Annotated in this window: 31 protein-coding genes and 1 pseudogene; 17 read left to right on the top strand and 15 right to left on the bottom strand. The window is 64.9% G+C overall.

Annotated elements, in window-relative coordinates; genetic code table 11:
- Positions 1-62 precede the first annotated feature (62 nt).
- Positions 63-2,165, top strand: a complete 2,103-nt coding sequence (locus KQ307_RS09130) for a copper-translocating P-type ATPase (protein ID WP_259727772.1) — start codon at positions 63-65, stop codon at positions 2,163-2,165.
- Entirely contained in the window at positions 2,165-2,617 is a 453-nt protein-coding gene (locus tag KQ307_RS09125; protein WP_259727771.1) for a cupredoxin domain-containing protein, read from the top strand. Before KQ307_RS09130 ends, KQ307_RS09125 begins: the two co-directional genes overlap by 1 nt.
- On the opposite strand, the gene KQ307_RS09120 is transcribed toward KQ307_RS09125, so the two are convergent.
- Together KQ307_RS09120 and KQ307_RS09115 are read right to left on the bottom strand one after the other, a co-directional pair.
- Positions 2,614-4,113 (bottom strand): multicopper oxidase family protein, encoded by a 1,500-nt coding sequence (locus KQ307_RS09120; RefSeq protein WP_259727770.1) that lies wholly within the window; start codon positions 4,111-4,113, stop codon positions 2,614-2,616. The two genes, KQ307_RS09125 and KQ307_RS09120, sit on opposite strands and share 4 nt — an antisense overlap.
- Positions 4,114-4,121: 8 nt before the next feature.
- Positions 4,122-4,412: a DUF411 domain-containing protein gene (locus KQ307_RS09115; protein WP_259727769.1), complete on the bottom strand. Its 291-nt coding sequence runs from the start codon at positions 4,410-4,412 to the stop codon at positions 4,122-4,124.
- Positions 4,413-5,137: 725 nt separating this feature from the next.
- On the opposite strand from KQ307_RS09115, the gene KQ307_RS09110 reads away from it, so the two are divergent.
- The 5 genes from KQ307_RS09110 (at position 5,138) to KQ307_RS09090 (ending at position 9,057) form a co-directional block, all read left to right on the top strand.
- Positions 5,138-5,602, top strand: a complete 465-nt coding sequence (locus tag KQ307_RS09110; RefSeq protein ID WP_259727768.1) for a bacterioferritin — start codon at positions 5,138-5,140, stop codon at positions 5,600-5,602.
- Positions 5,603-5,872: 270 nt separating this feature from the next.
- A complete protein-coding gene (locus KQ307_RS09105; protein ID WP_311133729.1) occupies positions 5,873-5,983 on the top strand; it encodes a multicopper oxidase domain-containing protein in 111 nt (36 codons plus the stop codon).
- 70 nt (positions 5,984-6,053) lie between these two features.
- Entirely contained in the window at positions 6,054-6,464 is a 411-nt protein-coding gene (locus tag KQ307_RS09100; RefSeq protein ID WP_259727767.1) for a hypothetical protein, read from the top strand.
- Between the two features lie 87 nt (positions 6,465-6,551).
- Positions 6,552-8,786, top strand: coding sequence for a cation-translocating P-type ATPase (locus KQ307_RS09095; RefSeq protein ID WP_259727766.1), 2,235 nt, complete (start codon positions 6,552-6,554; stop codon positions 8,784-8,786).
- A gap of 31 nt (positions 8,787-8,817) precedes the next feature.
- Positions 8,818-9,057, top strand: coding sequence for a hypothetical protein (locus KQ307_RS09090; protein ID WP_259727765.1), 240 nt, complete (start codon positions 8,818-8,820; stop codon positions 9,055-9,057).
- Between the two features lie 52 nt (positions 9,058-9,109).
- Here the strand turns inward: KQ307_RS09090 and cadR are convergent, their stop codons facing one another.
- Positions 9,110-9,526 (bottom strand): Cd(II)/Pb(II)-responsive transcriptional regulator, encoded by a 417-nt coding sequence (gene cadR, locus KQ307_RS09085; protein ID WP_259727764.1) that lies wholly within the window; start codon positions 9,524-9,526, stop codon positions 9,110-9,112.
- Between the two features lie 110 nt (positions 9,527-9,636).
- Between cadR and KQ307_RS09080 the strand changes: the two genes are divergently transcribed.
- The 4 genes from KQ307_RS09080 to KQ307_RS09065 are packed head-to-tail and all read left to right on the top strand — an operon-like array spanning position 9,637 to position 13,003.
- Positions 9,637-10,557, top strand: coding sequence for a vitamin K epoxide reductase family protein (locus tag KQ307_RS09080; RefSeq protein WP_259727763.1), 921 nt, complete (start codon positions 9,637-9,639; stop codon positions 10,555-10,557).
- Positions 10,558-10,598: 41 nt separating this feature from the next.
- A complete protein-coding gene (locus KQ307_RS09075; RefSeq protein WP_259727762.1) occupies positions 10,599-11,969 on the top strand; it encodes an Nramp family divalent metal transporter in 1,371 nt (456 codons plus the stop codon).
- Between the two features lie 29 nt (positions 11,970-11,998).
- Positions 11,999-12,622, top strand: coding sequence for a class I SAM-dependent methyltransferase (locus KQ307_RS09070; RefSeq protein WP_259727761.1), 624 nt, complete (start codon positions 11,999-12,001; stop codon positions 12,620-12,622).
- A 39-nt stretch (positions 12,623-12,661) separates the two neighbouring features.
- On the top strand, positions 12,662-13,003 hold the full coding sequence (locus tag KQ307_RS09065) for a hypothetical protein (RefSeq protein WP_259727760.1): 342 nt from the start codon (positions 12,662-12,664) through the stop codon (positions 13,001-13,003).
- A 58-nt stretch (positions 13,004-13,061) separates the two neighbouring features.
- Here the strand turns inward: KQ307_RS09065 and KQ307_RS09060 are convergent, their stop codons facing one another.
- From KQ307_RS09060 to KQ307_RS09050, 3 genes are read right to left on the bottom strand one after another with little or no spacing between them, the layout of a single operon-like run.
- A complete protein-coding gene (locus KQ307_RS09060) occupies positions 13,062-13,307 on the bottom strand; it encodes a hypothetical protein (protein WP_259727759.1) in 246 nt (81 codons plus the stop codon).
- 53 nt (positions 13,308-13,360) lie between these two features.
- Entirely contained in the window at positions 13,361-13,612 is a 252-nt protein-coding gene (locus KQ307_RS09055) for a DUF1651 domain-containing protein (protein ID WP_259727758.1), read from the bottom strand.
- A gap of 6 nt (positions 13,613-13,618) precedes the next feature.
- Positions 13,619-13,786 (bottom strand): galactose oxidase, encoded by a 168-nt coding sequence (locus KQ307_RS09050; RefSeq protein ID WP_259727757.1) that lies wholly within the window; start codon positions 13,784-13,786, stop codon positions 13,619-13,621.
- 197 nt (positions 13,787-13,983) lie between these two features.
- On the opposite strand from KQ307_RS09050, the gene KQ307_RS09045 reads away from it, so the two are divergent.
- Positions 13,984-14,547 (top strand): HPP family protein, encoded by a 564-nt coding sequence (locus KQ307_RS09045; protein ID WP_259727756.1) that lies wholly within the window; start codon positions 13,984-13,986, stop codon positions 14,545-14,547.
- A 99-nt stretch (positions 14,548-14,646) separates the two neighbouring features.
- Positions 14,647-16,185, top strand: coding sequence for a SulP family inorganic anion transporter (locus KQ307_RS09040; RefSeq protein ID WP_259727755.1), 1,539 nt, complete (start codon positions 14,647-14,649; stop codon positions 16,183-16,185).
- On the opposite strand, the gene KQ307_RS09035 is transcribed toward KQ307_RS09040, so the two are convergent.
- The 3 genes from KQ307_RS09035 to KQ307_RS09025 form a co-directional block, all read right to left on the bottom strand.
- Positions 16,182-16,562 carry a cupin domain-containing protein gene (locus KQ307_RS09035; RefSeq protein ID WP_311133841.1) on the bottom strand — a complete coding sequence of 127 codons (381 nt, stop codon included), beginning with the start codon at positions 16,560-16,562 and terminating at the stop codon, positions 16,182-16,184. The two genes, KQ307_RS09040 and KQ307_RS09035, sit on opposite strands and share 4 nt — an antisense overlap.
- A gap of 147 nt (positions 16,563-16,709) precedes the next feature.
- The gene (locus KQ307_RS09030; RefSeq protein WP_259727754.1) at positions 16,710-16,871 is read right to left on the bottom strand and encodes a hypothetical protein; all 162 of its coding nucleotides are present in this window, start codon (positions 16,869-16,871) and stop codon (positions 16,710-16,712) included.
- Positions 16,872-16,877: 6 nt separating this feature from the next.
- Positions 16,878-17,177, bottom strand: a complete 300-nt coding sequence (locus tag KQ307_RS09025; protein ID WP_259727753.1) for a galactose oxidase — start codon at positions 17,175-17,177, stop codon at positions 16,878-16,880.
- Positions 17,178-17,294: 117 nt separating this feature from the next.
- Between KQ307_RS09025 and KQ307_RS09020 the strand changes: the two genes are divergently transcribed.
- Together KQ307_RS09020 and KQ307_RS09015 are read left to right on the top strand one after the other, a co-directional pair.
- Positions 17,295-17,537 (top strand): hypothetical protein, encoded by a 243-nt coding sequence (locus tag KQ307_RS09020; protein ID WP_259727752.1) that lies wholly within the window; start codon positions 17,295-17,297, stop codon positions 17,535-17,537.
- Between the two features lie 65 nt (positions 17,538-17,602).
- Positions 17,603-18,013, top strand: a complete 411-nt coding sequence (locus KQ307_RS09015) for a hypothetical protein (protein WP_259727751.1) — start codon at positions 17,603-17,605, stop codon at positions 18,011-18,013.
- Positions 18,014-18,115: 102 nt separating this feature from the next.
- Here the strand turns inward: KQ307_RS09015 and KQ307_RS09010 are convergent, their stop codons facing one another.
- From KQ307_RS09010 to KQ307_RS09000, 3 genes and pseudogenes are all read right to left on the bottom strand, one after another.
- Positions 18,116-19,177 (bottom strand): helix-turn-helix domain-containing protein, encoded by a 1,062-nt coding sequence (locus tag KQ307_RS09010; protein ID WP_259727750.1) that lies wholly within the window; start codon positions 19,175-19,177, stop codon positions 18,116-18,118.
- Positions 19,178-19,303: 126 nt separating this feature from the next.
- Complete coding sequence (locus tag KQ307_RS09005; RefSeq protein ID WP_259727749.1) at positions 19,304-21,709, bottom strand: DUF1254 domain-containing protein; 2,406 nt, start codon at positions 21,707-21,709, stop codon at positions 19,304-19,306.
- A gap of 155 nt (positions 21,710-21,864) precedes the next feature.
- Positions 21,865-22,047 (bottom strand): annotated as a pseudogene (locus KQ307_RS09000) (thiamine biosynthesis protein ThiC); the annotation flags it as partial.
- A gap of 122 nt (positions 22,048-22,169) precedes the next feature.
- Between KQ307_RS09000 and KQ307_RS08995 the strand changes: the two are divergent.
- On the top strand, positions 22,170-22,580 hold the full coding sequence (locus KQ307_RS08995) for a hypothetical protein (RefSeq protein WP_259727748.1): 411 nt from the start codon (positions 22,170-22,172) through the stop codon (positions 22,578-22,580).
- Between the two features lie 60 nt (positions 22,581-22,640).
- Here KQ307_RS08995 and KQ307_RS08990 read toward each other — a convergent pair whose 3' ends face one another.
- Both KQ307_RS08990 and KQ307_RS08985 read right to left on the bottom strand, forming a co-directional pair.
- Positions 22,641-23,717 carry a hypothetical protein gene (locus tag KQ307_RS08990; RefSeq protein ID WP_259727747.1) on the bottom strand — a complete coding sequence of 359 codons (1,077 nt, stop codon included), beginning with the start codon at positions 23,715-23,717 and terminating at the stop codon, positions 22,641-22,643.
- Between the two features lie 6 nt (positions 23,718-23,723).
- Positions 23,724-24,170, bottom strand: a complete 447-nt coding sequence (locus KQ307_RS08985) for a hypothetical protein (RefSeq protein ID WP_259727746.1) — start codon at positions 24,168-24,170, stop codon at positions 23,724-23,726.
- A 177-nt stretch (positions 24,171-24,347) separates the two neighbouring features.
- Between KQ307_RS08985 and KQ307_RS08980 the strand changes: the two genes are divergently transcribed.
- Positions 24,348-24,533 carry a hypothetical protein gene (locus KQ307_RS08980; RefSeq protein WP_259727745.1) on the top strand — a complete coding sequence of 62 codons (186 nt, stop codon included), beginning with the start codon at positions 24,348-24,350 and terminating at the stop codon, positions 24,531-24,533.
- A 383-nt stretch (positions 24,534-24,916) separates the two neighbouring features.
- On the opposite strand, the gene KQ307_RS08975 is transcribed toward KQ307_RS08980, so the two are convergent.
- The coding region (locus KQ307_RS08975; protein WP_259727744.1) for a helix-turn-helix domain-containing protein at positions 24,917-25,165 on the bottom strand (249 nt) is incomplete at its 5' end.

The following is a 25,165-nucleotide window of genomic DNA, read 5'->3' as shown; positions in this document are numbered from 1 at the left end:
CTCTCCAGCATGCTGGAGAGATTAGTTTGCACCAGTAGGCCGTCGAAAGGGGAGACAACCCGATGACATCCACGACGACAAAGCCGTCCTGTTGCCAGGACGACGGCAGCGGCACGTCGACCCCAGATATGGAGCGGGAGCTGGCCCATGAGCTCACGCTCCTGCGCCGCAAGGTCTCCGTGGCGGCGGTGCTCACCGGCCTGGTGGTCCTCTCAAGCCTGCCTCACATGCTCGGCGGGATGCATCTCCCCTTCCTGCCGGACTGGTTCACCAGTCCCTGGATCCAGCTGATCCTCACCACGCCGGTGCTGTTCTGGTGTGGGCGGGAGTTCTTCACAGGCGCTGCCTCGGCCTTTCGCCAACACAGCGCCGACATGAACACCCTGGTGGCGGCCGGCACCGGCATCGCCTGGCTCGCATCCCTCGTCGCCACCTTCGCTCCCCAGCTGCTCACCGCGGAGGGGTTGCCAGCAGACGTCTACTACGAGACCGCTGCGGTGATCATCAGCCTGATTTTGCTGGGCCGCCTGCTGGAGGCCCGAGCCCGGGGCCAGACATCAGAAGCAATCCGTCGGCTGCTCCAGTTGCAGCCGCCCACCGCCCGTGTGCTTCGCGACGGTGTGCGGCAGGAAATCCCGGTGGCGCTGGTGGTACTTGGTGATCTGGTCCAGATGCGGCCCGGCGAGAAGCTGCCCGTGGATGGGGTGGTGGTGGAGGGCAGTTCTTGGGTGGAGGAATCGATGCTTACCGGTGAACCCACCCCTGTTGAAAAGGCTCCCGGTGACAGCGTGATCGGCGCCTCGATGAACCGCAGCGGCAGCTTCAGCTTCCGTGTCAGCCGCGTGGGAGCCGACACCGTGCTCGCCCAGATCGTGGAACTCGTGCGTCAGGCCCAGAGCTCCCGCACCCGGGTGCAGAAGCTGGCCGATCAGGTGGTGGGCTGGTTCGTGCCGGTGGTGATCGCCATCGCCATCGCGGCCTTTGTGGTCTGGTTCCTCGTCAGCGGCAATCCGGTGCTGGCGATGCTGTTCCTGGTGAGCGTGCTCGTGATTGCCTGCCCCTGTGCTCTGGGCCTGGCCACGCCGACCTCGATCATGGTGGCCTCCGGCAAAGGGGCCGAGAGCGGGCTGATCTTTCGCAGCGCCGAAGCCCTGGAAACGGCCGGCGGTCTGCGCACGATCGTGCTCGACAAGACCGGCACTCTCACCCTTGGCCACCCGGAAGTGACCGATTTCGAGCGACTGCCCGCTGGCCAGCTGCCGGTCCAGACCCTGCTGGCCGCCGTCGCAGCCCTGGAGGAGCGCTCGGAGCATCCGCTGGCTGAGGCGATCGTGGGCTACATCCGCCCCCAGCTCCAGGATCCGCAGCTGCCGGCTGTGGAGGGCTTCGAGGCGGTGGCGGGCCTCGGGGTGCAGGGCACGGTGGCCGGGCTGAGGGTGCTGGTGGGCACACCCCGCTGGTTGAGCGAACTCGGCCTCGACATCACGGGCCTCACACCCCTGGTGGCACGGATGGAAGCATCGGCCTGCAGTGTCGCGGCGGTGGTGGTGGACAACCGAATCGAGGCCTGCTTCGGCATCGCCGATCCGCTCAAGCCCAGCGCTGCCGCCGCCGTGGCCGCCCTGCGGCGCCTGGGCCTGCAGGTGGTGCTGCTCAGCGGCGACGCCCGCCGTACCGCCGAGGTGGTGGCCGCCCAGGTGGGGATTGAGCGGGTGATCGCCGAGGTGCGTCCCGCCGACAAGGCCGCGGTGATCCGCCGGTTGCAGGAGAAGGGGGAAGGCCCGGTGGCGATGGTGGGCGATGGCATCAATGACGCCCCCGCCCTGGCCCAGGCCGACGTTGGCATCGCCATGGGCACCGGCACCGATGTGGCGATCGCCGCCAGCGACATCACCTTGATCTCCGGCAACCTGGCCGGGGTGCCGGCGGCGATCGAACTCAGCCGCCACACGATGGCCAACATTCGCCAGAACCTGGTCTTCGCGTTCGCCTACAACGTTGCCGGCATCCCCGTCGCCGCCGGTCTGCTGTTTCCCTTCACCGGCTGGCTGCTGAGCCCGATGATCGCCGGCGGCGCCATGGCGTTCAGTTCGGTTTCGGTGGTGACCAATGCGTTGCGGTTGCGCCGTTTCAGGCCCACTCCACTCCCCGTTGCGGCACCTTGATGTTGCTTCCTTTTCTGATGGCGGGGAGTGCAGCCCGCGGTGCGGCTGAGCCCCTCTGGCGCTCGATCGAGCAGCCCTCGGGCCTGAATGTGCTGGTGTTCATGGTGGGTCTGGCCCTGATCGCCTGGGAGCTTTGGTGGTTCCTGGGGCGCCATGGATCGGGCGTGGCGGCCCGGGTAGGAGAGCAAGGAATCCAGGAAATCACCATCACGGTGGATGGCGGCTATGCCCCCGCCCGGATCAAGGCGATGGCCGGCCGCCCGCTGCGGCTGTCCTTTCACCGCATCGATCCCAGCGGCTGTGTGGCCCAGGTGATCTTCCCTGACTTCCACAAAACCCTCGATCTGCCCCTGAACGCCACCACCAAGTTGGAGTTGCCGGCCACTGAGCCGGGGGTTTATCCCTTCCACTGCGGCATGAACATGGTGCGCGGTGTGCTTGAGGTGAGCTAAGCAGCAATCTCCAGAGTGCCCATCATCCCCAGCTCCTCGTGATCAAAAATGTGGCAGTGGTACACGCTGCGGCCGGTGAAGTCTTCAAAGCGGGTGCGGACCCGCACAGTCTCCCCCGCTCGGACCACCACCACATCTTTCCAGGCCCGGTAAGGCTCGGGGGTGCCATTGCGACTGATCACCTGGAACCGGTTGACATGCACGTGAAAGGGGTGATCCATAATCCCGTCGTCGTTCACCAGTTCCCACTCTTCCGTGTCACCGAGTCGCACGCGGGTGTCAATCCTGCCGTGTTCATAAGCGCGGCCGTTGATCGTGAACACCATGCCCAGGCCAGGGACCATGCCGTGGTTGAGAAGAAAGCGGCGGGTGCGCACCGGCTCCGGCAGAGGGGTCACCGGCAGCAGGCGCTCGGGTAACGGCAGGGTCGCCACAGATCCCTCGTACTCCAAGGTGGCGACCGGCAGCGGCCCCTCCTGAGCAGTGCCTTGGCCTTGGTTTCGGGCCATTCCCATTCCCATCCCTCGGCCCATTCCTCTGCTTCGGCCCATGCCGCCCATCATTCCGCCAGAGCCACGGGCATAGGGAAGGTTCAGGAGCCGGTAGCGGCCGCCCTGCCGTTCGCCCCGCACCAGCACCTCGGCCCGCTCGCCTGGGGCCAGCAGCAGCTCAGGTAGCTGAACCGGAGTCTCGAGGGCACCGGCATCGGTGGCGATCAGGTGGAAGGGATGGTCCTCCAGGGACAGCCGCCAGAAGCGGGCATTGGATCCGTTCACGATCCGCAGCCGCAGCAGGCCGCCAGCGGGGATCGTGAGCGCAGGATTCACCTGGCCGTTGACGGTGAGCACCGCTCCCTCCCGCCCCAGCATCCTCCCCATGCCCATCGGGCCGAAATCCCCATCTACGGGGAGATCCTTGAGGAAGAGCACCTGCTCCTGGGCCGCTTGCACCTCGGGGATGCGATCAAGGTCACCCCGCACGATCAGCACACCGCCCAGGCCTCCGAACACCTGATCGGCCACGGTGCCGTGATGGTGAGGGTGGTAGTAGCAGGTGCCGGCAGGGTGGTCGGCGGGCAGGCTGAACTCGTAGGTCTGGCTGGCCCCCGGGGCCACGCTCAAAAAGACGTTGTCAGCGTTACCGCTGGGCGGAATGTGGAGACCGTGATAGTGGAGATTGGTGGGGCGATTCAGGCGGTTATGCAGCCGAATCCGCACGGCGTCTCCTGGTTCGACCTCCAGCAGTGGACCAGGCAGCAGCCCGTTGTAAGTGAGCGCCGTTCTCGGGCCATTGGGAATCGTCACGGCCGTCTCCTGCGCCACCAGATCCACGTCCAGCCGCCCGCCGCTGGAGCGGAAACGTGATGGGTTCGGTGCTTGGGAGACGTCGCCTGAGCGCAGGGGAGCGGAGCGTCCCATCAGGGCCGTACCCGCGACAGAGGCGGAGGCCCCTGCCGCGAGGGCGAGGAAGGAGCGGCGGCCGAAAGAGGAGGCCATCGACATCCTCAGGCGTCCACCTTGAGGAACGGTTTGATTGATCCATCACGAGCGAAAGAGAAGACCGTGTAGGACTCCTTCCGCAAAGCGGACTCCATGCCCGGCGAACCGAGGGGCATCCCCGGCACAGCAATGCCCGCCACCGCCGGTCGCTGGCGCAACAACCGGCGGATGGCCTCGGCAGGAACATGACCCTCGATCAAGTACCCCGCCACCGTGGCGGTGTGGCAAGACGCCAAATCCCTGGGGACGCCAAGGCTGACCTTGATCTCATCGAGATTTTTCACCACGTGATCCACAACGCTGAAGCCCTCAGCGCGGAGGTGTTTGAGCCACCCTTTGCAGCAGCTGCAGCCAGCGGAGCGGTAGGCCATCACTTGCAGGCTCCTTGCCTTAGAAGCGCTCGGCATGCCTCCCTCAGCCAGCGCTGGCCGAGAGCTGGACAGCCAGAGCAGGGTGCCAAGACCGGCAGCACTCAGCCCAACCAGCATCGTGGCGAGCAGTGGTCCGCGGCGCTGCACCCCAGACCAGTGGTGGTGAAGGGGGCGATTGGGATTGATTTTTCGGCTGGCCATCACACCGACAAACTCAGAACCTCAACCATAAGGGCTCCAGTAAAGGGGAGAGTCAAGCATGGGTGAGATCGACCGTCACGCTTTTGAAAGCACTGGACGTTGTGCCATTGATCGGCACAGCACGGTTCTCTGGTCATCTCCGTTCGGGCCACATCATGACCACCTGAAACTCCACTGACTGAGAGCGGCCTTCCTTCCAATTCGGGTGAGGCGGGCATCCACAACTGAATGAAAATGCCTCCAGTGTCGGGCGCCCGACTGCTGCGCAGAAACCAAGGGCTTGGGCTGGTTGCAGGGCTAGTGCTCGCGCCGCCCTGGTCGAGGCCTCTAATTCATTAACGCTGCATGGCTGTGGCGAGCTTGCGCGCTATGAAGAGCACACTGGGACGGCCCTGGGTGCCACGTAAAGTGATCGAATCATGGAATCAGACCCAGGGGAGGAACCAACCATGCAGACGATCGAAGCCACGGCGAAGGAGGCGATGATCAAAGCGCTCAATCGCATCCTGGAGCTAGAGCTGGCAGGAGTAGTTAAATACACCCATTACGCGCTGATGGTGTACGGCTACAACCGCATTCCGATCGTGAGCTGGCTCAAGAGCAACGCGGAGGAGGGCCTGGTTCATGCCCACAAGGCCGGTGAGATGGTGACGCTGCTGGGAGGGCATCCCTCGCTTCAGATCGGTTCACTGCTGGAGACCCAGAAACACGACATCGGCGACATCCTGAGAGAGAGCCTGGAGCATGAAAAAGAAGCGCTCAAGGCTTATTACGAACTTCTCTCCCTTTCAGAAGCACATTCCGTATTGATGGAGGAGTACGCAAGGGAGATGATCGTTATGGAGGAACTGCATCTCGACGAGGTGGACAAGATGTTACGCCGACCGGGCGATCTTGAGTCCTACCACGGCTGATCGCACCATCCACTTTTACTGTTCCAGGTGACGCTGCCTGTGAGGTGATTCATCGGGTGGGCACATGTGCGGGTGCTCCCACCAATGAGGAGGGCGCCCCGTGTCGGGCGCCCTTGGGCCGGTTGCAGGGAACTGGTTTGAACCGCCCTGGTCGAGGCCTCTGATTCATTAATAGATCCGTTTGGCCGTGGTGTCAGTACGGCAAACCTCACTCCTGGGCCACACCCCATCACCACTGGGGCTCGCAGGGCCTCAAAAACGGGCGAGGAGGTGCGCCTGCGCGTGAGCTTCCGGGATTTTCCGGGGCGCACTGTCTACCACTGCAACAACCTCGACCACGAGGATCTGGGGCTGATGGGGGTGCTGCAGATCGATGAGTGAATGGTCTGACTCTTCTCAAGCTGATCACGCCCATCGTCGCCAAAGACACAGGACTCGAATTGATCCGCGCATGCGCCACGTCCTGACCCTGTTCATGACCTGTTGCTGGCTGGCAGCCCCGGTGATGGCGGCTGAATTGGAGCCGTGTCAGAGACTGCTGGATCAACGCAATGCCCTGGCCGAGCAGGCCATGAAGGCCGAAATCGCCCTGGTCTGTACCACCCGTGAACGGATCTGCCCGGTGCTCAGCCAGCAGGCCGATGGGGCCAACGCCAACGACCGCAACGGGCTGACCATCGACTACCAGGCCCTGCTCGACTGCCGCCACAAGGCGGAAGAACAGTTGGTACGCAACCAGCGGGTTCTCTACGTCAACCGCCAGTGGTTCAGGTTTTACACGGCGGCTGGAGCAAAGCTGGCCCGGCAAGCCGATCGGCTGATGGAGCCGTTGCGGGATCAGGAGTGCCCCCAGCTGCGTTGATCAACAACCTGTGGCCACGCGGTGACGCCCAGACCCTTGACCCTGAAGCGACGACAGGCTGTTTGCTGGGGTCTGGATGACAACACCATGGCAGATCATTGCTGCAGCAGCGGAACCAGCGGGCAGACGGCCGGAGCCCTCCCAGCGCCGCAGCCGGCCGCCGGTACCGAAAGGTTGTTTCGGATCAGCGCCATGGATTGCGCCACCGAAGAAACCGAAATTCGCCATGCCCTCTCAGGGCTCGACGGCATCCGAGGTCTGAGGTTCCTGCTGGCCGAGCGAGTTCTGGCGATCGATGCCGAAACAGCTGCGCTCAACTCCGCGCTCGCCGCGATCCGCAGGCTGGGGTTCAACCCGGAGCCGATCAGCCCCGATCACCGGCCGTCCGCCGCCCAGACCCGCGCCGAACAGCGCCGTGAACGGCTCCGCCTGGCGGGCTCCCTGGCGCTGGCGATCACGGCGGAGCTGCTGCATTTGGTCGTTCCCGCCTACCCGGGCCATGAACTGCTGGAGATCGGGATCGCCATCGCCGCGATCGCCCTGGCGGGCTTCTCCGTGTTTCGCAAGGGCCTCGCGGCCTTGCGTCAGGGGCGGCTCAACATCAATGCGCTGATGAGCGTGGCAGTCACGGGTGCCTTCCTGATCGGCCGCTTCCCGGAAGCCGCCATGGTGATGGCGCTCTATGCCGTCGCCGAGGCGATCGAAGCGCGGGCGGTAGAGCGGGCGCGTCAGGCGATCACCAGCCTGATGGCCCTGGCCCCCGATCAGGCCGAGATCCGCCGGAGCGATGGCCGCTGGCAACGCGTGTCAGCCACTGCTGTGGCCATCGGAGCTGTGGTGCGTGTCCGCCCGGGCGAACGGCTGCCGCTCGATGGCACGGTGCTCAGCGGCGAGAGTGCGATCAACCAGGCCCCGATCACCGGCGAAAGCCTGCCGGTCGACAAAGGCCCAGGGGATGAGGTGTTTGCGGGCACGATCAACCAGGGCTGCGCCCTCGAGATCCAGGTGACGGCGCCGGCTTCCCGCAGCACGCTGGCGCAGATCATCCAGGCCGTTGAGGAAGCCCAGGCCTCCCGTGCCCCGATCCAACGCTTCGTCGATCGCTTTGCGGCCCGCTACACCCCGGCCGTGTTCGTCATGGCCCTGGCTGTTGCCCTGCTGGCGCCGCCCTTGCTGGGGTTCACCCCACTCCAGGCGATCTACAAGGCCCTGGTGCTGCTGGTGATCGCCTGCCCCTGCGCGCTGGTAATCGCCACCCCGGTCACGGTGGTGAGCGGCCTGGCCACCGCCGCCCGCGGCGGCATCATCATCAAAGGCGGCCTTTACATCGAGGAGGCCCGCAAGATCAAGGTGCTGGCCCTCGATAAGACCGGCACGATCACCCTGGGGCAGCCCAAGCTCGTGGCCTTCTCCCCTCGGCAAGAAGGGGCGGACGCTGGCGCTCTGAAACAGCTGGCCAGCAGCCTGGCGGAGCGCTCAGACCATCCCGTGTCGCGGGCGGTGGCCGCAGGCCTCGATGGCGAGCGGCTGGCCGTGGAGGCCTTCGAGGCCCTGCCGGGGCGGGGGGTGCGCGGCCTGATCGCGGGGCGGCCGCTGATGCTGGCCAACCACCGCTGGATCGAGGAGCTGGGGCTCTGCTCCAGCGACCTGGAAGCCTCGATGCAGGTTCACGAGCGCCAGGGCCATTCGCTCAGCCTGCTGGCGGATGAAAGCGGCGTGCTCGCCCTGATCGCCGTCGCCGACACCGTTCGGCCCAGCTCCGCGGCAGCCATGGAGGCCCTGCGGAGCCTGGGTGTCACTCCGGTGATGCTCACGGGCGACAACGCAGCCACCGCGACTGCGATCGCGGCCCTTTCAGGAATTGAGGAGGTGAGGAGCAACCTGCTGCCCCAAGACAAGCTCGAGGCGGTGGCCGCCCTCCAGGCCAGCTACGGATTCACGGCCATGGCCGGTGATGGGATCAACGATGCGCCGGCTTTGGCCCAGGCGGACATCGGCTTTGCAATGGGGGCAGCGGGCACCCACATCGCCATCGAAGCCGCCGACGTGGTGATCATGAACGACGAACTGATGCGCGTACCGGAAACGATCGCCCTCTCTCGCCGCACCTTCCGAATCCTGCGTCAGAACATTGCGCTGGCGCTGGGAATCAAGGCCCTTTTCCTCGTGCTCACCGTGGCGGGCAATGCCACGATGTGGATGGCGGTCTTTGCTGACATGGGCACCAGCCTGATCGTGATCGCCAATGGCCTGCGTCTGCTCCGCAGCCCCAATCTCCTGACCCAATCGCCGCTAAGCAGCCCTGGATCTCCCCAGGCTTGACTCTCCCCTTAAGTGGAGGCTATATGGTGAGTTGTCTTTTAATGACTGTGTGATGAAAATCACCCCGCTGGCTACTTTGCTGTTTGCAGGCCTTGCCATTGGCTTCATGGCTGCGCCAGCTCAGGCAAGCACTCAACACAAACCAACTGGTAATGAGCAGATTCGGGTATCCAGCGCCGATCTGGCGGCAATCCCACAACAACCGGCTGACAGCACACCTTCCCAAGGTGGATGTTGCTGCTGCAAGCAACCTATGAAGAATATGAACTGACATCGCCAGGCTTGTAAGTTCTGCCAGTCTTCTGATCATCCACTGCGAGTTTTCAGGCGACTGGCTTTTTGTTTTCAGTGCAGCGATTCAGCTCGGCGAGAATACCGCAGGTCTCCCCCCGATCCGGCTGCCGGCAGAACCCTCTGAGCTGCCGCAGCTGATCCTGGAGTTGATGCAATTCATCCACGCGGGCATCGACCTCGGCGATCTTCTCGTCCAGCAGGGCATTCACCGTCAGACAGCTTCCGGTCGGTGTGTCGAGCGCCCCGATGAGGACGCGGACCTCCTCCAGGCTCATGTCAAGGCCGCGGCAGTAGCGGATGAAACGCAACTGCTCCACATGCCGCGGCGAATAGAGGCGGTAGTTGCCATCCGTGCGCTGTGGCACCGGCAGCAAGTGCTCCCGTTCGTAATAGCGGATGGTTTCGATCTTCACCCCGGTGGAGCGTGCCAACTCGCCGATCTGCATCGATGCTCCCTCCCCGGTAGGTGGCAACCCCTTGTTGGGCACATTAGGCCCTTGACCCTGGAGCCACTTCAGGCTTTTCAATGGCGCCATCTCCAACCTTCTCTCAGCCTGTGAGCAGCGCTACGCGAACCAAACCTCTCTCCCGCCGGGCCGGCCAGGAGCCAGGCCGGCCCTGGGTGCGGCTCACCATGGCCGTGCTCGCCACGATCGGCATGATCGACACCGGCTCGATCACCGCCAAGCGCTGGGGTTGGATCGGCAGCCTGTCCTGTCCGGGCGGCAGTGATGGCTGCGACAAGGTGCTCGGCAGCGCCTGGGGCACGCTGCTGGGCCAACCGCTTTCTCTGTTTGGCTTTCTTGCCTACGCCACGGTGCTCCTGCTGGCCCTGATGCCGTTGCTGCGAGGAGGTCTGCGGGCCCCTGGATCGGAGGGCAATCGGTGGGCTCTGTTCCTCACCTGCAGCGGCATGGCCGTCTTCAGCTTGGTGCTGATGGGGCTCCTGGTGTTCGAGATCAAGGCCTTCTGCACCTTCTGTGTGGTGTCAGCCGCCCTTAGCCTCGCGCTGTTCCTGTTGAGCCTTGTTGGAGGTCTCTGGATCGACCGCAGCCAAATGATCTTTCGCGGATTGATGACGGCCTTTCTTGTCGCTCTGCTGGGGCTGGGCTGGGCGGCCTCGGCGGACCAGCCTGTCGCTCAAAGCGGACGGGTGGCTCCAGCTGTCGTCAGCGCCAGCTCGCAAGCCAAGATTGCGCTGGCGGAGCATCTGAGCAGCAGTGGTGCCCGGGTGTTCACGGCGTACTGGTGCCCCCACTGCCATGACCAGAAGGAGGCCTTCGGCAAGGAAGCCGCCGCCAAGCTCCAGGTGATCGAATGTGCCGAAGACGGCGTCAACAGCCAGGCCGCGCTCTGCAAGCAGCAGGGGGTTCAGGGCTATCCCAGCTGGCAGATCAAGGGCGTTCTGGATTCGGGCGTTAAGCCGCTGAATACTCTCGCTGATCTCAGTGGCTACACCGGTTCTCGCGACTTCTGAGCTGGCGGTGATCCCTTCTTCAGGGCGGGGTCAGGCCAGCGATGCCCCAGCAGGATCGCAGCCTCCCTCGCCTTACCCTCCAGCTCCGCTGGCATCACTTCATGCCTGATGCACCGCTCGGCACCGCCGCCCGCATCGACGCGCAGACCGTGGAGGTGCCCGCCGGCCTGGGCACCCTGCGCACCTTCCTGCGGGTGCTCGGCCCCGGGTACCTGGTGGCCGTGGGCTACATGGATCCAGGCAACTGGGCCACGGATCTGGCGGCCGGCTCCCAGTTCGGCTACCGCCTGCTGTGGGTGATCGGGCTCTCCAGCCTGATGGCGATGGTGCTCCAGTCGCTCTGCTGCCGGCTGGGCATCGCCACGCGGCTGGATCTGGCCCAGGCCTGCAGCCAGCTGCTGCCGCGGTTCTGGCGGATTCCCCTGTGGCTGCTGGCCGAGGTGGGCATCATTGCCTGCGACCTGGCCGAGCTGGTGGGCAGCGCCATTGCCCTGCAGCTGCTCTTCGGTCTCCCCTTGCTCTGGGGGGTGGGGCTCACGGCTGCCGACACCCTGTTGCTGCTGGCCTTGCAGCGCTTCGGGATCCGCCGATTGGAGGCCCTGGTGATCGCCCTGGTGGCTCTGGTGGGCGGTTGTTTCGCCGTCGAGATGCTGCTGCTCCAACCCGATTGGAGCCAGGTGGGCCTGGGCTTTCTTCCCCAGGCCGCCAGCCTCAGGGACGGCCAGCAGCTGTTTCTGGCCGCCGGCATTCTCGGGGCCACGGTGATGCCCCACAACCTCTATCTGCATTCCTCGCTGGTGCAATCCCGCCTCTGGGTCGGCGGCCAGGGAACGCAGCGCAGGGCCCTGGCTTTCAGCACCTGGGACACCCTGATCGCCCTCAGCCTGGCCTTTCTGATCAATGTCTCGATCCTGGTGCTGGCCGCCGGCAGCTTCTACGGACGGCTGCCGCTGCCGGTCACGGACCTGAGCGAGGCCTACCGGCTGCTGACGCCGATGCTGGGCACCTCGCTGGCCAGCGTGCTCTTCGGGGTGGCCCTTCTGGCGGCGGGCCAGAGCTCAACGCTCACCGCCACCATGGCTGGCCAGATCGTGATGGAGGGGTTTCTGCAGATCCGTCTTCCCGACTGGAAGCGGCGGCTGCTCACCCGCGGCCTGGCCCTGATTCCGGCGATGGCCACCGTGATCCTGTTCGGGGAACGGGCCACCACCAACCTGCTGGTGCTGAGCCAGGTGGTGCTGTCGCTGCAGTTGCCGTTCGCGGTGATCCCGCTCGTGTGGTTCTGCGGGCGGCGCGGTCTGATGGGCGAGCTCAGAGCGCCGCTCGCTCTGCAGGCCGCGGGCTGGCTGTGCGCCAGTGTGATTGTGATGATCAACGTCTCCTTGCTCAGCGCGGTGCTGCGGGGCGGCTGAACTGTTAACAGCAGCCTCTGCGTGGGCCCATGACGAGCAAAAAGCACTGGGAGACGATCTACGCCACCAAGGCCCCTGAGTCGTTGAGTTGGTATCAAGCCCATGCCGATGACTCACTCCGGCTGCTTCAGGCTGCCGGCCTACCACTGGATGCGGCAATCATTGATGTGGGTGGCGGTGCCTCCACGCTTGTGGATGACCTCCTGAACCTTGGCTATCAACGGATCACGGTTCTGGACCTTTCCGGCACGGCACTGGCCGTGACCAAAGAGCGGCTTGGCGCACGCGCCGCTGCGGTGCAGTTGCTGGAGGCCGACATCCTCACGGCCACCCTGCCCGATCAGGCCTATGACGTCTGGCATGACCGGGCGGTGTTTCATTTCCTCACCAGCCCCGCCGATCAGCAGGCCTATGTCCAGGCCGTGCTGCAGGCGCTCAAGCCTGGTGGCACTCTTCTCCTGGAAACCTTTGCAGAAGATGGCCCCACCACTTGCAGTGGCTTGCCTGTGGTGCGGTACAGCCCTGTGAGGCTTCAGGAAACCCTGGGGAATGCATTTTCGTTGCTCAGCCATGAGCGGTTCAGCCATCGCACACCAGGCGGCGCGGAGCAACACTTTCTGTCCTGTCGGTTCCAACGGACTACTTCCCCATAGTTTTGCAATGGAGCCCGTCCGGTTGCTGTGGTGATCCTGATGACCTCCCAGACGCGAGAACAGCGCCGCGGCTGGCTGTCGGGCCTGCTGGCCGCCGCGCTGTTCGGCTCCAGCGCTCCGCTGATCGGCAGCGTCAGCCACGGGCCTTCTCCCGTGCTCGTGGCGGGTCTGCTGTACGCCGGTGCAGCGTTGGTGTTGCTGCCCCTGGCCATGGCCGAGGCCCCGACGATCTCGGCGGCATGGCCCACCACCGTCACCAGGTCGCGGTGGCCACGGGCCTTGATCCTCAGCAAGCAGAAGCCGTTCTCAGCGTTGTGGAAGGTGACGCGCTCGATCGATCCCGACAGCACATCACTGGGTTGCGCGCTGGCCTGGGCCTGATCGGTCGGAGACGAGCGTGCCAGGGCGGAGGTGGCTTGTGGCCTCACCTTTGCAGGGTTCAGCCTTGCGGGTGGCGAAGGGTGCGCCAGCAGCCGCTCTCGGTGCTTACCTCCAATCCAAGGCCAACCTGCGTCGCCGTTACGCCAGCGGGTTGCTGCTGCTGCCACCAGTGGGTAGCGAAGCCCCAGGCCTCCTCAACCGAATCGAAGTGCTCATCAAGCTCAAGGTGGGGTAACCCGTGCTGATCCACCAAGCGATAACGCCGTGGCTGGTGGCTGCTGCTCATCGGCAAGGAGGTGGCCATCGGTTCTGAGCTCAGCTTGGTGGAGTTGCGATCGGTTTGGGTGGTGATGGTGATCACCACTGAGGCTCGCAGGGGCTCCAGCCCTCCTGGCGCTTGCATGCCCACAGCTTGAGGGCGTCATCCCGGCTGATCTCCCGGCGGTTCTTGAGCAGCGGCACCGGTTCGCCGGGGAGTAACTCTCCCTTGGTGATTTCCAGCCGCTGGTAGGTGCGCTCCCAGCGCGTGGGGCGAAAGCGCATCACCTGGCGGCCGTCGCTGAGCCACCCGTCTTTGGGCGTCAGGGGTGGCCCCTTGCTGATGGCCATGCCTGCTCAGGCCACCTCCGGACACCAGCCCCGCTGGCGCATCATGTCGTCGGTCCAACCCTGGCAGCGGTGCGTGAGGTGCTCCCCCTGGGCCAGCAGGCCCTGGTGCAGCTTGCAGGTGAGCAGGGGGATGCAGTTCACCCCGGCGTAGTGGCGGAACCAATGGCAAGTCATGCAGACCTTGTGGCTACCGCTGGGGAGCAGCACGGCCTGATCGAGAAACGGCCACTCCTACAAGGTCTCGGCGGCAGTTGCGCTTGTGCTGGAGCGGGCGCCACCGTTCAGCCAGCCGTTGCAGCCGTCGGGCTAAAACCAAAACCGCTCCAGGCCTCTGCTGGAATTGCAGCCGTTGCGTCGGGGAATTAACGGATTTGTTTGGGCCGATCGGGCGTTGGTGCGGCGGGCCTCTCGGCCGGCGCCTGGGGGCACGGATCGCCGCCGAACGCTTGCGGGGGCGGGCTTACCAGCCCCAATTCCGCCTGGGGCAACTGGGGGTGAGCTGGCTGGGGGCCCTGACGGCGATCGTGATGTTGAGTTCCCTCAGTGCTTGGAGCGGAAAGTTGCTGCTCGCCGCACCGCTCGGGGCCTCGTCTGTGCTGCTCTTCGGCTACCCGGCCAGCCCCCTGGCCCAGCCGCGCAACATCGTGCTCGGCAATCTGGTGGGTGCGCTGCTGAGTGTGGTGGCGGTGGCCTTGCTGGGCCGAGGGCCCTTGGTGATCGCCCTGACCGTGGGGCTGACGATCCTGCTGGGGCAGCAGCTGCGCTGTCTGCATCCGCCGGCCGGCGGCCTGGCCTTTCTGGGTGTACTGCTGGGTGCCAAGTGGCCCTTCGTTTTGTTTCCGGTTCTCAGTGGCTCGCTGCTGATGGTGCTTCTGGCAGCCAGCTTCAGCCGCTGGGTCAAGGGGGCGATGCCCTACCCGCACCACTGGCTCTGAGCGCTGATAAGGTCCCACCCATGACGATCAGTCCCCCTTAACCACTGCGTTGCTCTGCTGCGGCCCCCTGGCCTGAGTCAACCGCTGGAACTGATCTTCATGACCTTCTCTCTCAAGGAGTGGTGGGGCAAGCCCCATCGCGACATTCTCTCCGGCCTGGTGGTGGCCTTCGCGATGATCCCTGAGGCGATCGCCTTCTCAGGTATCGCCGGCGTGGACCCCAGCGTCGGATTGTTCGGCGCCTTTGTGCTCTCGGTGACGCTGGCGATCGTGGGCGGCCGCACCGCCATGATCACCTCGGCCACCGGCTCCACCGCCCTGCTGATGACGGGGCTGGTGCAGCAGGGTGATGCTCTGGCGGCAGGCCAGGGCCTGCAACTCCTGCTGGCGGCCGGCATTCTCACCGGACTCCTGCAGATTGCCTGGGGCTACCTGCGCCTGGCCCACCAGATGCGCTTCGTGCCCCAGCCGGTGATGGCCGGCTTCGTAAACGCCCTGGCGATCCTGATCCTGCTGGCCCAGCTGCCCCAGCTGGGGCTCAATTGGTTTCACCCCGAAAGGCTGAGCGTCACCGCTGCCCAACTGCCGGCGGTCTGGGGCCTGACGGTCCTCACACTGGCGATCATCTACCTGCTGCCACGGCTCACCACCGTGGTGCCCTCGGCGCTGGTGGCGATCCTGATCACCACAGGAATCGCCATCCGTCTGGGAATCGATGTGCCCACCGTTTCCAGCCTCGGCACCCTGCCGGGTGGGCTCCCCCAGTTCGGCCTGCCCCAGGTGCCCTTCACCCTCGAAACCCTGGGCCTGATCCTGCCCACCGCCCTGGCGATCTCGCTGGTGGGGCTGATGGAAACCTTCCTCACCCAGGACATCCTCGATGACCTCACCGATACCGCCAGCCATAAGAACGCCGAAGCGCGCGGGCAGGGCATCGGCAACATCGTCAGCTCCCTGTTCGGCGGCATGGCCGGCTGCGCCCTGGTGGGTCAGTCGGTGATGAACGTGGGCTACGGCGGCCGCACCCGCCTCTCCACCCTCTCCTCGGGCGTGAGCCTGCTGGCGATGATCCTGCTGGCGGGCCGCTGGGTCAATCAGATCCCGATGGCCGCCCTGGTGGGGGTGATGGTGATGATCGCCATCAACACCGCCAACTGGGCTTCGATCAGTGCCATCCGCCGCATCCCCAAGAGCGACACGTCGGTGATGCTGCTCACCGTGGGGGTCACTGTGCTCACCCACAACCTGGCCGTGGGCCTGCTCTCCGGCGTGGCGCTGGCAGGCATCTTGTTCAGCCGCAAGGTGGCCAAGGTGATCGAGGTGAGCAGTGAGCTCGTAGAGCCCGGCCACCGCGTTTACCGGGTGCGGGGCCAGCTGTTCTTCGTGAGCAGCATCTACTTCCGCCAGGGTTTTGAGCTGCACGAGCATCCGGCCCGGGTGACGATCGACATGGCCGAAGCCCACATCTGGGATCAGAGCGGTGTCACTGCGCTTGATCAGGTGATCCGCCGCCTCAAACAGGGCGGAAGCGCTGTGGAACTGGTCAACCTCAACCGCGAAAGCACCGACCTGTTCGCCCGAATCGGCGTGGCCGAGGAGGCCGGTGGGCGCGGCGGGGCGCTCGGTTCAGCTCATTAGGACCCGACGGAGGGGGGCTCTCCATCGGGCCCAAGGGAGGTTGGCAGGTGGCCGGTCTTGACCCAGATCGTGCAGCCCGCCTCGCTCCAGGGCCGGTGGACGCTGCCGGGTGGATTGCGCAGCAAGCTGCCGGCGGGATAGGTGCCTTGATCGTCCTGAAACACGCCCTCCAGCACCAGGATTTCTTCGCCGCCGCCATGGATGTGCCGATCAAAGTGGCTGCCGGGGGCATAGCGCACGATCGAGGTGGCACGGGCCACCTCCCCGCCACGGCGATCGAGCATGCGCCTGTCCACGCCCGCCATGGGTGAGGGTGTCCAGGGCAGGGAGTTGGTGTCAAGCACCACGCGCTGGTCGAGGTCGGCGTGCAGGTCCATAGCCCTGATTCTGGTCAATGACGCGCGGGAGAGGCTGGTGGCACCATGGCGGCGGGCATGGCTCCCAGCCCTGCTGCCGCTTCAGGCGCCAGAGACTGATCGCCTACTGAACTACTTTTTGCGTGACCGCTCCGCGGCAGGCTGCGGCTAAAAAAGTGGCACTAACTGGTCGGGGAGCAGCTCGCCGCTGGTGATTTCCAGCCGTTGGTAGGTGCGCTCCCAGCGGGTTGGAGGAAAGCGCAGCACCTTGCGGCCATCGCTGAGCCAACCCTCCTTTGGAGTCAGAGGTGATCCCTTGCTGATGGCCATGCCTGCTCAGGCCACCTCCGGGCACCAGCCCCGCTGGCGCGTCATGTCGTCCGTCCAACCCTGACAGCGGTGCGTGAGGTGCTCCCCCTGGGCCAGCAGGCCCTGGTGCAGCTGACAGGTGAGCAGCGGGATGCAGTTCACTCCGGCGTGGTGGCGGAACCAATGGCAGGTCATGCAGACCTTGCGGCTGCGGCTGGGGCGCAGCACGGCCTCATCGAGGTAGGGCCAGGCCTCGACGGTCGCTTCCTCCCCGCTGGGGCTCTTGTCCCGATGGGAACCTCGAGAGCGAGCAGGGGGAGCAGACACGAACCGCCAGGCGAGAGGTACACCTGTACTAGCAGGAGTTCTGCCGAGTTGGCCAGCACGGGCCGGGCGTCCTGCGCCCGTGGCGGACATGGATGGCAGCTCGGCACCGCGGCCAGGATGCCCCTCGCGGGGCGCGGCGCGGGTGTCCGTCGCTCGCCATCCATGTCCGCCATCGCCTGCATCGGCGTCGAGTTCCTCGAGCCGGCCGATCACCCTGGCGCCCAGGCCCGCATCTGGTTCCTCGATGCCACCGGCCAGGCGGTGCGCCCCTGCCGCCTGGTGCCCGCACCAATCGCCAAGCTGCGCGGCCAGCAGCTGCAGCGCTTCTTTGGCGGCGAGTGCTCGCTCTGGTTTCGCTGAACACCCGAGCTGTAAGTCCTTGGAGTGGGCCGGACGCTTGTCGTCACCCATCGCGCTCACCCCCCGTGACGGGAGCACGGCCGAACGGCGTCAGCTCGGGGCTGCTGCAGAACCTCAGAGCTGGGCGAGGGGTCCCCCACGGTGGCCTCCTGCTCGGCTCGGCAAGGGCTGCGCAAGCGGCTTGCCGCGCGGCGGCGGCGCCGCCCCTGCCTTCTCCTGTGCGGGAGGCCAGCACCGAGGGGTCCCTCGCCACACGCACCATGAAAGTTCCATCCGGCCCGAGCAGCCCAATCCGCTGCGTCGTGGTCCACTTCTATCCCGGTGGCCTCAAGGGCAGCGCCCACCCTTGTGAACTGCAGTTCTTCGGGAAGCGCGGCAAGCCCGTCAAGAAGATGCGCTTCATTCCCGCCGAGAAGGCGCACGCGATCGCCCGCAAGCTGCAGGGCACCAAGGGCTGCACCGTTTCGGTGATCTGAGGCCCGTGGGGGGCAGCCCCCAAGGGGCCTATCGGCCCCTTTCTCTCTGTCTTGCGAATCACCAGACGAGCTTTGGTGAGCGACAAGGGCGACAGCGGGGGCTCAGAGCGCGGGACCCGCTGATCTCTCTGGAAAGGAATCCAGTCGTGAAGGCGCCTGGCGAAGAAGCGCAGAAGGCTTTTCGCCATAGAGGCGGGTGAAATCGCGGCTGAAGGAGGCCGCATTGGCAAAGCCCAGACGTTGAGCTACCCCACCAACGGAATCACCGGGAGCGGAATGGAGGAGTCGCTCGCGTGCCTTCTGCAGGCGGCAGCGTTTCACCCATTGCATGGGCGTGCAGCCCATATGCCTGCGGAATGCCAGCTGAAGACTGCGGCGTGAATAGCCCGTTTGCCGCTCAAGATCAGTGAGCGCTAGGGGGTGATCTGCATGGGCATCAATCCAATCGGTGAGTGCCCTGATCCAACGGGAGCCATCCCCATCACTGGATGGACGAGACGACCTGCCGGCACCAACACGCAACTCAGGAATCAGCAACAGAATCCAGAGGCGCAGGATCTGATCCTCCATGCAGGACTGACGAAGAACCTCACTCCCTGCAGTCGACAGACAATCAAGATGTCGATAAGCCGAATAGAGAACACGGAATAGCTTGCGACTGGATGGATCCTGGGCGGGAATCAGGCGGGGGGACTGAAGAGCCCCCTTCACCATCCGATGATTGCCGTCCGGGCCCTCCATCGTCAGAGCCGTCTGCAGGAGTGCGTCGAGGTCGACAAACGTGACGATGCCGGCAGTGATCGAATTTTCAATCTGGAGCGGACCAGGTGGTACATACAGCAGTGATTCGTTCGTCCAGTTGTCAAACCACTGGCGATCAACACACCAGCGCGTCAGCCCCCGATAAGACATCACCAGATGTGCATAACCGGAACCGCTGCTGGCGAGCTGTATGGAGTTTCCAAGCGTGCTCAGAATGCGCATGCAACCAAGCGGTAGCATCGCCATGCAATTGCTGAACGGACCTTGACGCGCTGTGGGCTCACAGATGTGGCTTGGCGTGAACGCATTAAGCTGCTCAGCCCACAGTTGTGGATCGTCAAAATAGCGGCTCAAGCCAGCCTGGCCCAGCAACGGGATTCGGCCAAGACCAGCGGGCGCCATCAACGCAAATCCAACACAACCCTGCGGTGAGCCAGACAGCCCATCGGCGGAGGTTAGCAAGTACGCCCGGCGTGGGTTTCAGGTGGCTCTATCGATGGCACCAAGCCAGCTGCAATCCCTGCGGATTCAGGGTGCTGCAGTCCGTTGGGATGGGGGAGTCGGGATCGGTTTCGGCAGGCTGTAGGCACCGCTGAGCACGGAAGGGCCCGGACGGTAGATCCGCATCAACAGATTCCAGCCCGGCGCCACATCCACGCGGTTGGCAACAGCTCCGCAGACCTGCTGGGAGCCAAAGGCAACAGTGAAAGTGCCATCAGGATTGAGTTTGACATTACTGGAATTCACCACCGCATTGGTGTGTTTCATGTAGCCATCCTCTCCGTAGAGGGTGATAGACCAGAAGGCCTTGTTTTCCGGCACCGCATAGGTTGCGGTATGGCACACCCGCTGATCGAAGGAACCGCTGGTGTTGAGATAGGTGGCATCCTTTTCAGGATTAAGACCCCAGGCTGCCGCTGCCGCCAGGTGGCGCGTGCGTTCATCCACCGTGCCGCGAGGGCCCATCATTCCCTTGTAGCTGGAGTAGGCCTTGGCCTCCTGCTCATAGCGCTGGGTGAGCGCCTTGAGCGAGGCCTGATCCCAGCGCGAGGGTGGAAGTGGATCGGCACTGGCTGCCCTCACCACAACCGAGTCCTGAAGTCTGTTCACCTCTGCGATCTCAGCGGCATCCTTGGGGTTGAACAGCTGGGTGCGCACCACCACCGCCAGATATTTGGTGTCGCGCGGTAAGGCGTAGGTGCCGGGCTCATAGAACACCGCCGGAGCGTAGTGGTCATTGTCGACCAACAGCACCGACATGAACCGCCCCTTCGGCAGCGGCGGAATCGTGACCGTGGCGCCCTTTGAGGTATCCACGATCGAAGCGGAATAGAGGGTGTCAAGATTCATCCGCACTACCGTCTGCTGATTGAGCGGCGTGGGGTTTCGGATCACAAACCAGCGATTCACCCCACCAGCCTGCCGGACGATGTTCTGGAAAGTGCGATCGGTCTCCGCACGGATGTAGGTCTGGGGCGTGACCGCTTCGCTGGAAGCGGCAGGCGGGCCGGCGGTAACGCCGGCGCCGAGCGGCTCAGCCAGCAGGGCCGGTGGCTTCCAGCTGCCGGAGAGGGCCTCCGGCTTGGGCCAGTACAGACGCAGAAACAGCGAGAAGGGCCCGTCAGGTGCCGGCAACCAGTTCGACTCCGACTTCTGGCCAGGTGATGGGTTCTGGACCAGCAGGGTGAGGCCACCATCGGGATCGCGCTGGAGGCCGGGCAGCATCGCCGAATTGATCAGATAGCGGTTCAGCGGATTGCCATAGAGCAGGCTCTCGGGCATGCGGTAGAGCGTCAGCGACCAGAAGGAATTCACCGGTGGCAGCTGATTGGGACCGAATCGCAGCCGGTAATTGCTGCGGCTGCCATCAAGCTTCTGACCAGCAGCATCAACGAAATACACCGGGTAGAGGGCCTCCTCGCGGCTGTTGCCGTAGATGCCAAGCACGGCGGCCGTCATCCGGGAGAGGTAGTTGTTGTTCAGAAAGTCGCGCGTGCCGAACAGCTCGCCGGAGGTCACCTCGCCTCTGTCAATGCGGGCCTTGAGCGCAGCGAAATCAGCCCACCCATCGGCCATGCCTGCCTCCAGGGCCGCTCGGTTCCGGGTCGACAGCTTCGAGACGTCAAAGGGCTGATCCGGGGCGATCCCAATCCGGGCAAATGATGCGCGCAGCTTCTGCTCGGTGGGATGAACGGGGGCATAGGGCAACAGGGCATTCATCACCTCGAAGAAGCGCAGCGAGGTTTTCTGCTCTGCCGAGCTGAGCGGCTTGATGAACCGGATCGGGGCCACGGCGGCTGGGGCCGGACCGCCGAGAAACGCCGAGAGCGGTTGCACCTTGTACTGGGCCTGGAGCGCCTGCACCGAGGCCAGATCGGCGGGATTGAACAGCTGGGTGCGGTAGAGGGCCAGGGCCAGATCCGTCTCCGAGCGGATCACCTTGGTGATGCCAGGAGGTGTGCTGCCCGTCCAGTTGGGACCGGCAATCAGGAACGTTCCGCCGCCATTGCCGGTGCTGCGGCTGCCGAGATAGGCAAAGTTGTGGGTGAAGAGATCGATCAGCTGGATGCTCCAGTAGCGCCGCTGCTCGATCGGCGGCACGCTGAGAACCAACGGCTCGCGGCGAAGATCCAGGCCCAACCAGGAGTAGGGCGTATCGGAATTGGGCGTCTGCACAGCCGTATCAGCCGGGGTGAAGACGCGCGGAACATTGAGCAGCTGGTTGTAGGGAGCCTTGTAATCGGGGTTGCTCGGATCGGCGAAGTAGGCGTATTGGATGCGGTAGCTGTCCACCATCGGGAAGCCATACACATAGGCCTCCCTGCCGATTTGCCGGATTTCAGCCGGCGATGGCGCCACCTGCGCCGCCACCTGCAACGGAGCCAGCAGGAAGCTGGAGCCAACCAGCAGGGCGGGAAGGGAGGCGCGCAACATCGGCAGTCATCAGGAGCAGATCAACCGATTGTGGTCTTGGAGGGGCAATCAATGCCTCGGACCATGCCAGATGCGCAAGATCGCAGCCCACGTTTGCGCTCCAGGCACAAAATCAGCCTGATCCGAACAGCCCTGATCATGGTGCTGCCTGCGGTTCAGACCACCGCAGCCTCCCTGGCCTCCTCCTGCACCTTCAGCACTTCCTCCAGGCCGGCCAGGTCCTCATCGGTGATCTTGGTCTGCATCGGGCAGTGCTTCGGCCCGCACATCGAGCAGAACTCGGCCTGCTTGTAGATGTCGGCCGGCAGGGGTTCGTCGTGGTAATCGCGGGCATGCTTGTGATGCGGACGGTAGCGGCGGCCTGCTTCAGCGTGCGCGGCGGCGCAAGGGCTGCGCAAGGCGCCGAGGCGCCCCTTGCCCTCCCCGCGCAGTGCTTCGAGGTCCTTTGCCTGGTTCGGCCATGGCACCCATCACGATCTATGCGTCCACGATGAGCGGCATCACCTGGAGGGCCGTCACCGGCAAGGCGGTGAGCAAGCACCTTCTGATGATCGAGATCAGCAAGGCCGGCAAGCACGGGCTGCTGCTGGAAGAGGCCCGGCCCTGGGATGTCACCTGCAAGGTGTGGCGCTGTCCTCGGCCCTCCGGCATCCCGAAGTATCTGTGGGCGCTGCTCGAGCAGAAGCTGCGTCAGATCGAGCCGCTCCCGATGCCTGTCCCTGTGGCGGTTCCTGCGCGCCCCCGGCGTGGGCTGTCCTCCCAGGAGGTCACGCTCTCTGGCCTGGTCCCCTTCCCAGCCTTCCTCGCCATGGAGCTGATCGAAGCCCACCACCCTGATCTCTATCGCCGGGAGTTCGGCTTCCGCGCCTGATCTCGTCCCGGTCGGGCGGCTGGCGTCAGCTGGCTGCCAGTTCCCACTGCTGGCCTGGGGTCATGCGCTCCCGAACGCCACCTGGCAGGCGGCGTTGAGCAGCTGGGCCTGGGCGGCGGTGGCCGGTTGCTGGCCGTTGAGCAGGCCGCTGCGGCAGTCGGCCTGCATCGTCAAGCGGGTCTGGCCGTTGCCCACCACGAAGCTGAGCTGCTGGTCGTCGCTGGGCTGCACGCTGTTGTAGAGGAGGGTGTAGTCGGTCTCGGGCACCATGATCGTGGTGCGGCTGGCGGCGATGGCGTCGTTCACGGCACCGTTGATCACTGAGGCGGTGGCCAGCGTGCCGAGCCCCCAGGCCACCGGGCGGGCGTTCCACCAACTCCAGGGCGGACTGTTCCAGCCGCCGTACCAGCCGTGGTTCCAGGGCCTGGCCGTACCCCAGCCGGGCCTTACCCAGCCGGGCCAGTGGTTGTCCCAGTCGTCGATCCGATCGATTGCCCGGTCCACCCGGCGCTCGACACGATCCCAGCTGTCATCCACACGGTCTCGGGTCTGGTCCCAACGATCATCCACACGGTCGCGGGTCCGGTCCCAACTATCGTCAACGCGTTCGCGGGCGCTGTCCCAGCGGTCATCCACCCGGTCGCGGGTGCGGTTCCAGTCGTTCTGATCGATGCTGCCCAGCCGGTCGCGCACCTGATCCCGGTCGACGGCACTGAAGCTGCGGCGCACTCGGTCGCCATCGATCCGGCCGGCGCGATCCCGCAGGGTCGTCTGGGCCCGGTTCCAGTCGCCCCGGTCCACCCGGCCGATGCGCGAGCGATCCAGGCTGGAGCTGTCGAAGGAGGCACGGGCCCGATTCCCTTCGCCCACCCGCTGGCTCCAGCCGCCGCTCGGCTTCCGGTCGCCCCGCCGCAGGCTGGAGGACTGGCGCCCAAGCCCGGTGCGGGCTTGGTTTCCCCCACGCGCACTGCGCCCGCCGCCGGTGCGACGGCCGCCGCCCCGCTCACGGGCCAGTAACTGGGAGGAGCTGTTCTCCATCAGCCCATGGCCTTGAGCGGCCACTTCGGCTTCCCGCGCCAACGCTGCGGGAGCAGGCAAAAGGAGCAGGGCCGTGAGCAGGAAGGAAAGTCTGTTCATCATTCCTCACGCCCCCTTGCCCGGCTTGCCCTGATCGAGGCAGCCTTCGTCGTAGCAGGAGGCATTGACGCGCCCGTCGCTGCCGAAGGTCACCTCCAGCACGTCGCGCCCTTTCACCGCCCGGCCCATATCTTCCCGCACGCTGTTGAGGTAATTGGGATTGACCACGCAGAACTCAGTGCCGTTGAGGCAGACCGCATTGAGTGAGAAGATGGCGGAGGCGGAGCGGGCGCTTTGCCAGCGCTTGCCGGCCGGATCCCAGAGCTCGACGCGTGTGTAGGGCTCGTCGCTGATGCGGAAGGTGATCTCCTTGGCCCCGATGCGGTGGCGGTACTCGGTGGTGTCACCAGAGTTGACGGCGGCGACGCTGCAGCGCACCGCATCAGTGCCATTCAAGCTGCAGAAGGTATCAAGGGTGTAAAGGGTGTCGGCGCGGCTTGGCAGGGCGCCCACCAAGGTGCTGCCCAGCAGGAGACAGCCTAGAAGAATCCGGCGCAGAGAAGACCTGCCTGGAGACCTTCCGAACACGCATGGGGACGAGTCGCTTTTCATCCGAAAAGGTGATTAGCTTGATTTTTAAACTTACACGCCGTCGTCTGCAGGAGCTGAGGCACGAAGCTGATCATCTCATTGCCCACGACTGGCTCGGGCCGCAAGGGCGGCCGCGCCGGCGGCGTCACCGAACCGTTCCGCTGCCTGGGCTTTGCCATCTACGAAAGCCACGAAGGCGAACGTCCAATGGCGATCCGCTTGCGGTTTGAGGGGGGGGGGCAGGAAGCGACGGCAGTCGGATCGCGCCAGACGGGGCTGATGTGATTGCGGCAGAGAGCCCATGGCCGATGTGAAATTCCTCGATCAGGCCGTTGAGGCCGTCGAGCCTTCGTCGCCGGCCGGAAATCCAGGTTCTCGCCGATAAGAATTTCACCCTACTCAAGGCCGATCCCTCCCATCCGTCTCTGCAGTTCAAACATTTGGCAGGTCGCAGACTCCACAGCGTGAGAGTCGGTCTGCACGAAATGGCCTTGGCCGCTGAGCCTTCGCTGGTGCTGCGGGGTTCACGACGAACAGCTGTCGTGGGACACGACTCCGGCGTTGAAGAATTCCCTTGGCTTCAGTCGCTCGTACCTCGTCGCCACCTCCGTGGATGGCTCGTCGCAGGGATGGCTGGCTGTGCTCGGCGCCTGCGCCACTCAGGCCTTCTACGCAAGAACGGGCCGCCCCCATACCCGGATCTGCATCTCCGAGGGCGAGCATCCAAAGATCTGTCGGTAATACTGCGGGAAACGGCCCAGATGCCAAAGGCCGGACTGCGTTGCGATCTCGCTCAGCGTCAGCTGATCGCCAGCTGCCAGCAGCATCGCGTGCGCCCGCTGGATCCGCGCGCTGAGCACGAAGGTGCGCGCATTCGTGTCGAACTGCTCGCGAAATGCGAGCTGCAGCGAACGCTG

The sequence above is a fragment of the Synechococcus sp. CS-1326 genome (assembly GCF_025128115.1).
GTDB lineage: Bacteria > Cyanobacteriota > Cyanobacteriia > PCC-6307 > Cyanobiaceae > Regnicoccus.
Note: the sequence above shows the minus strand (reverse complement) of the source record. Positions and strands in the feature narration are given on the sequence as shown.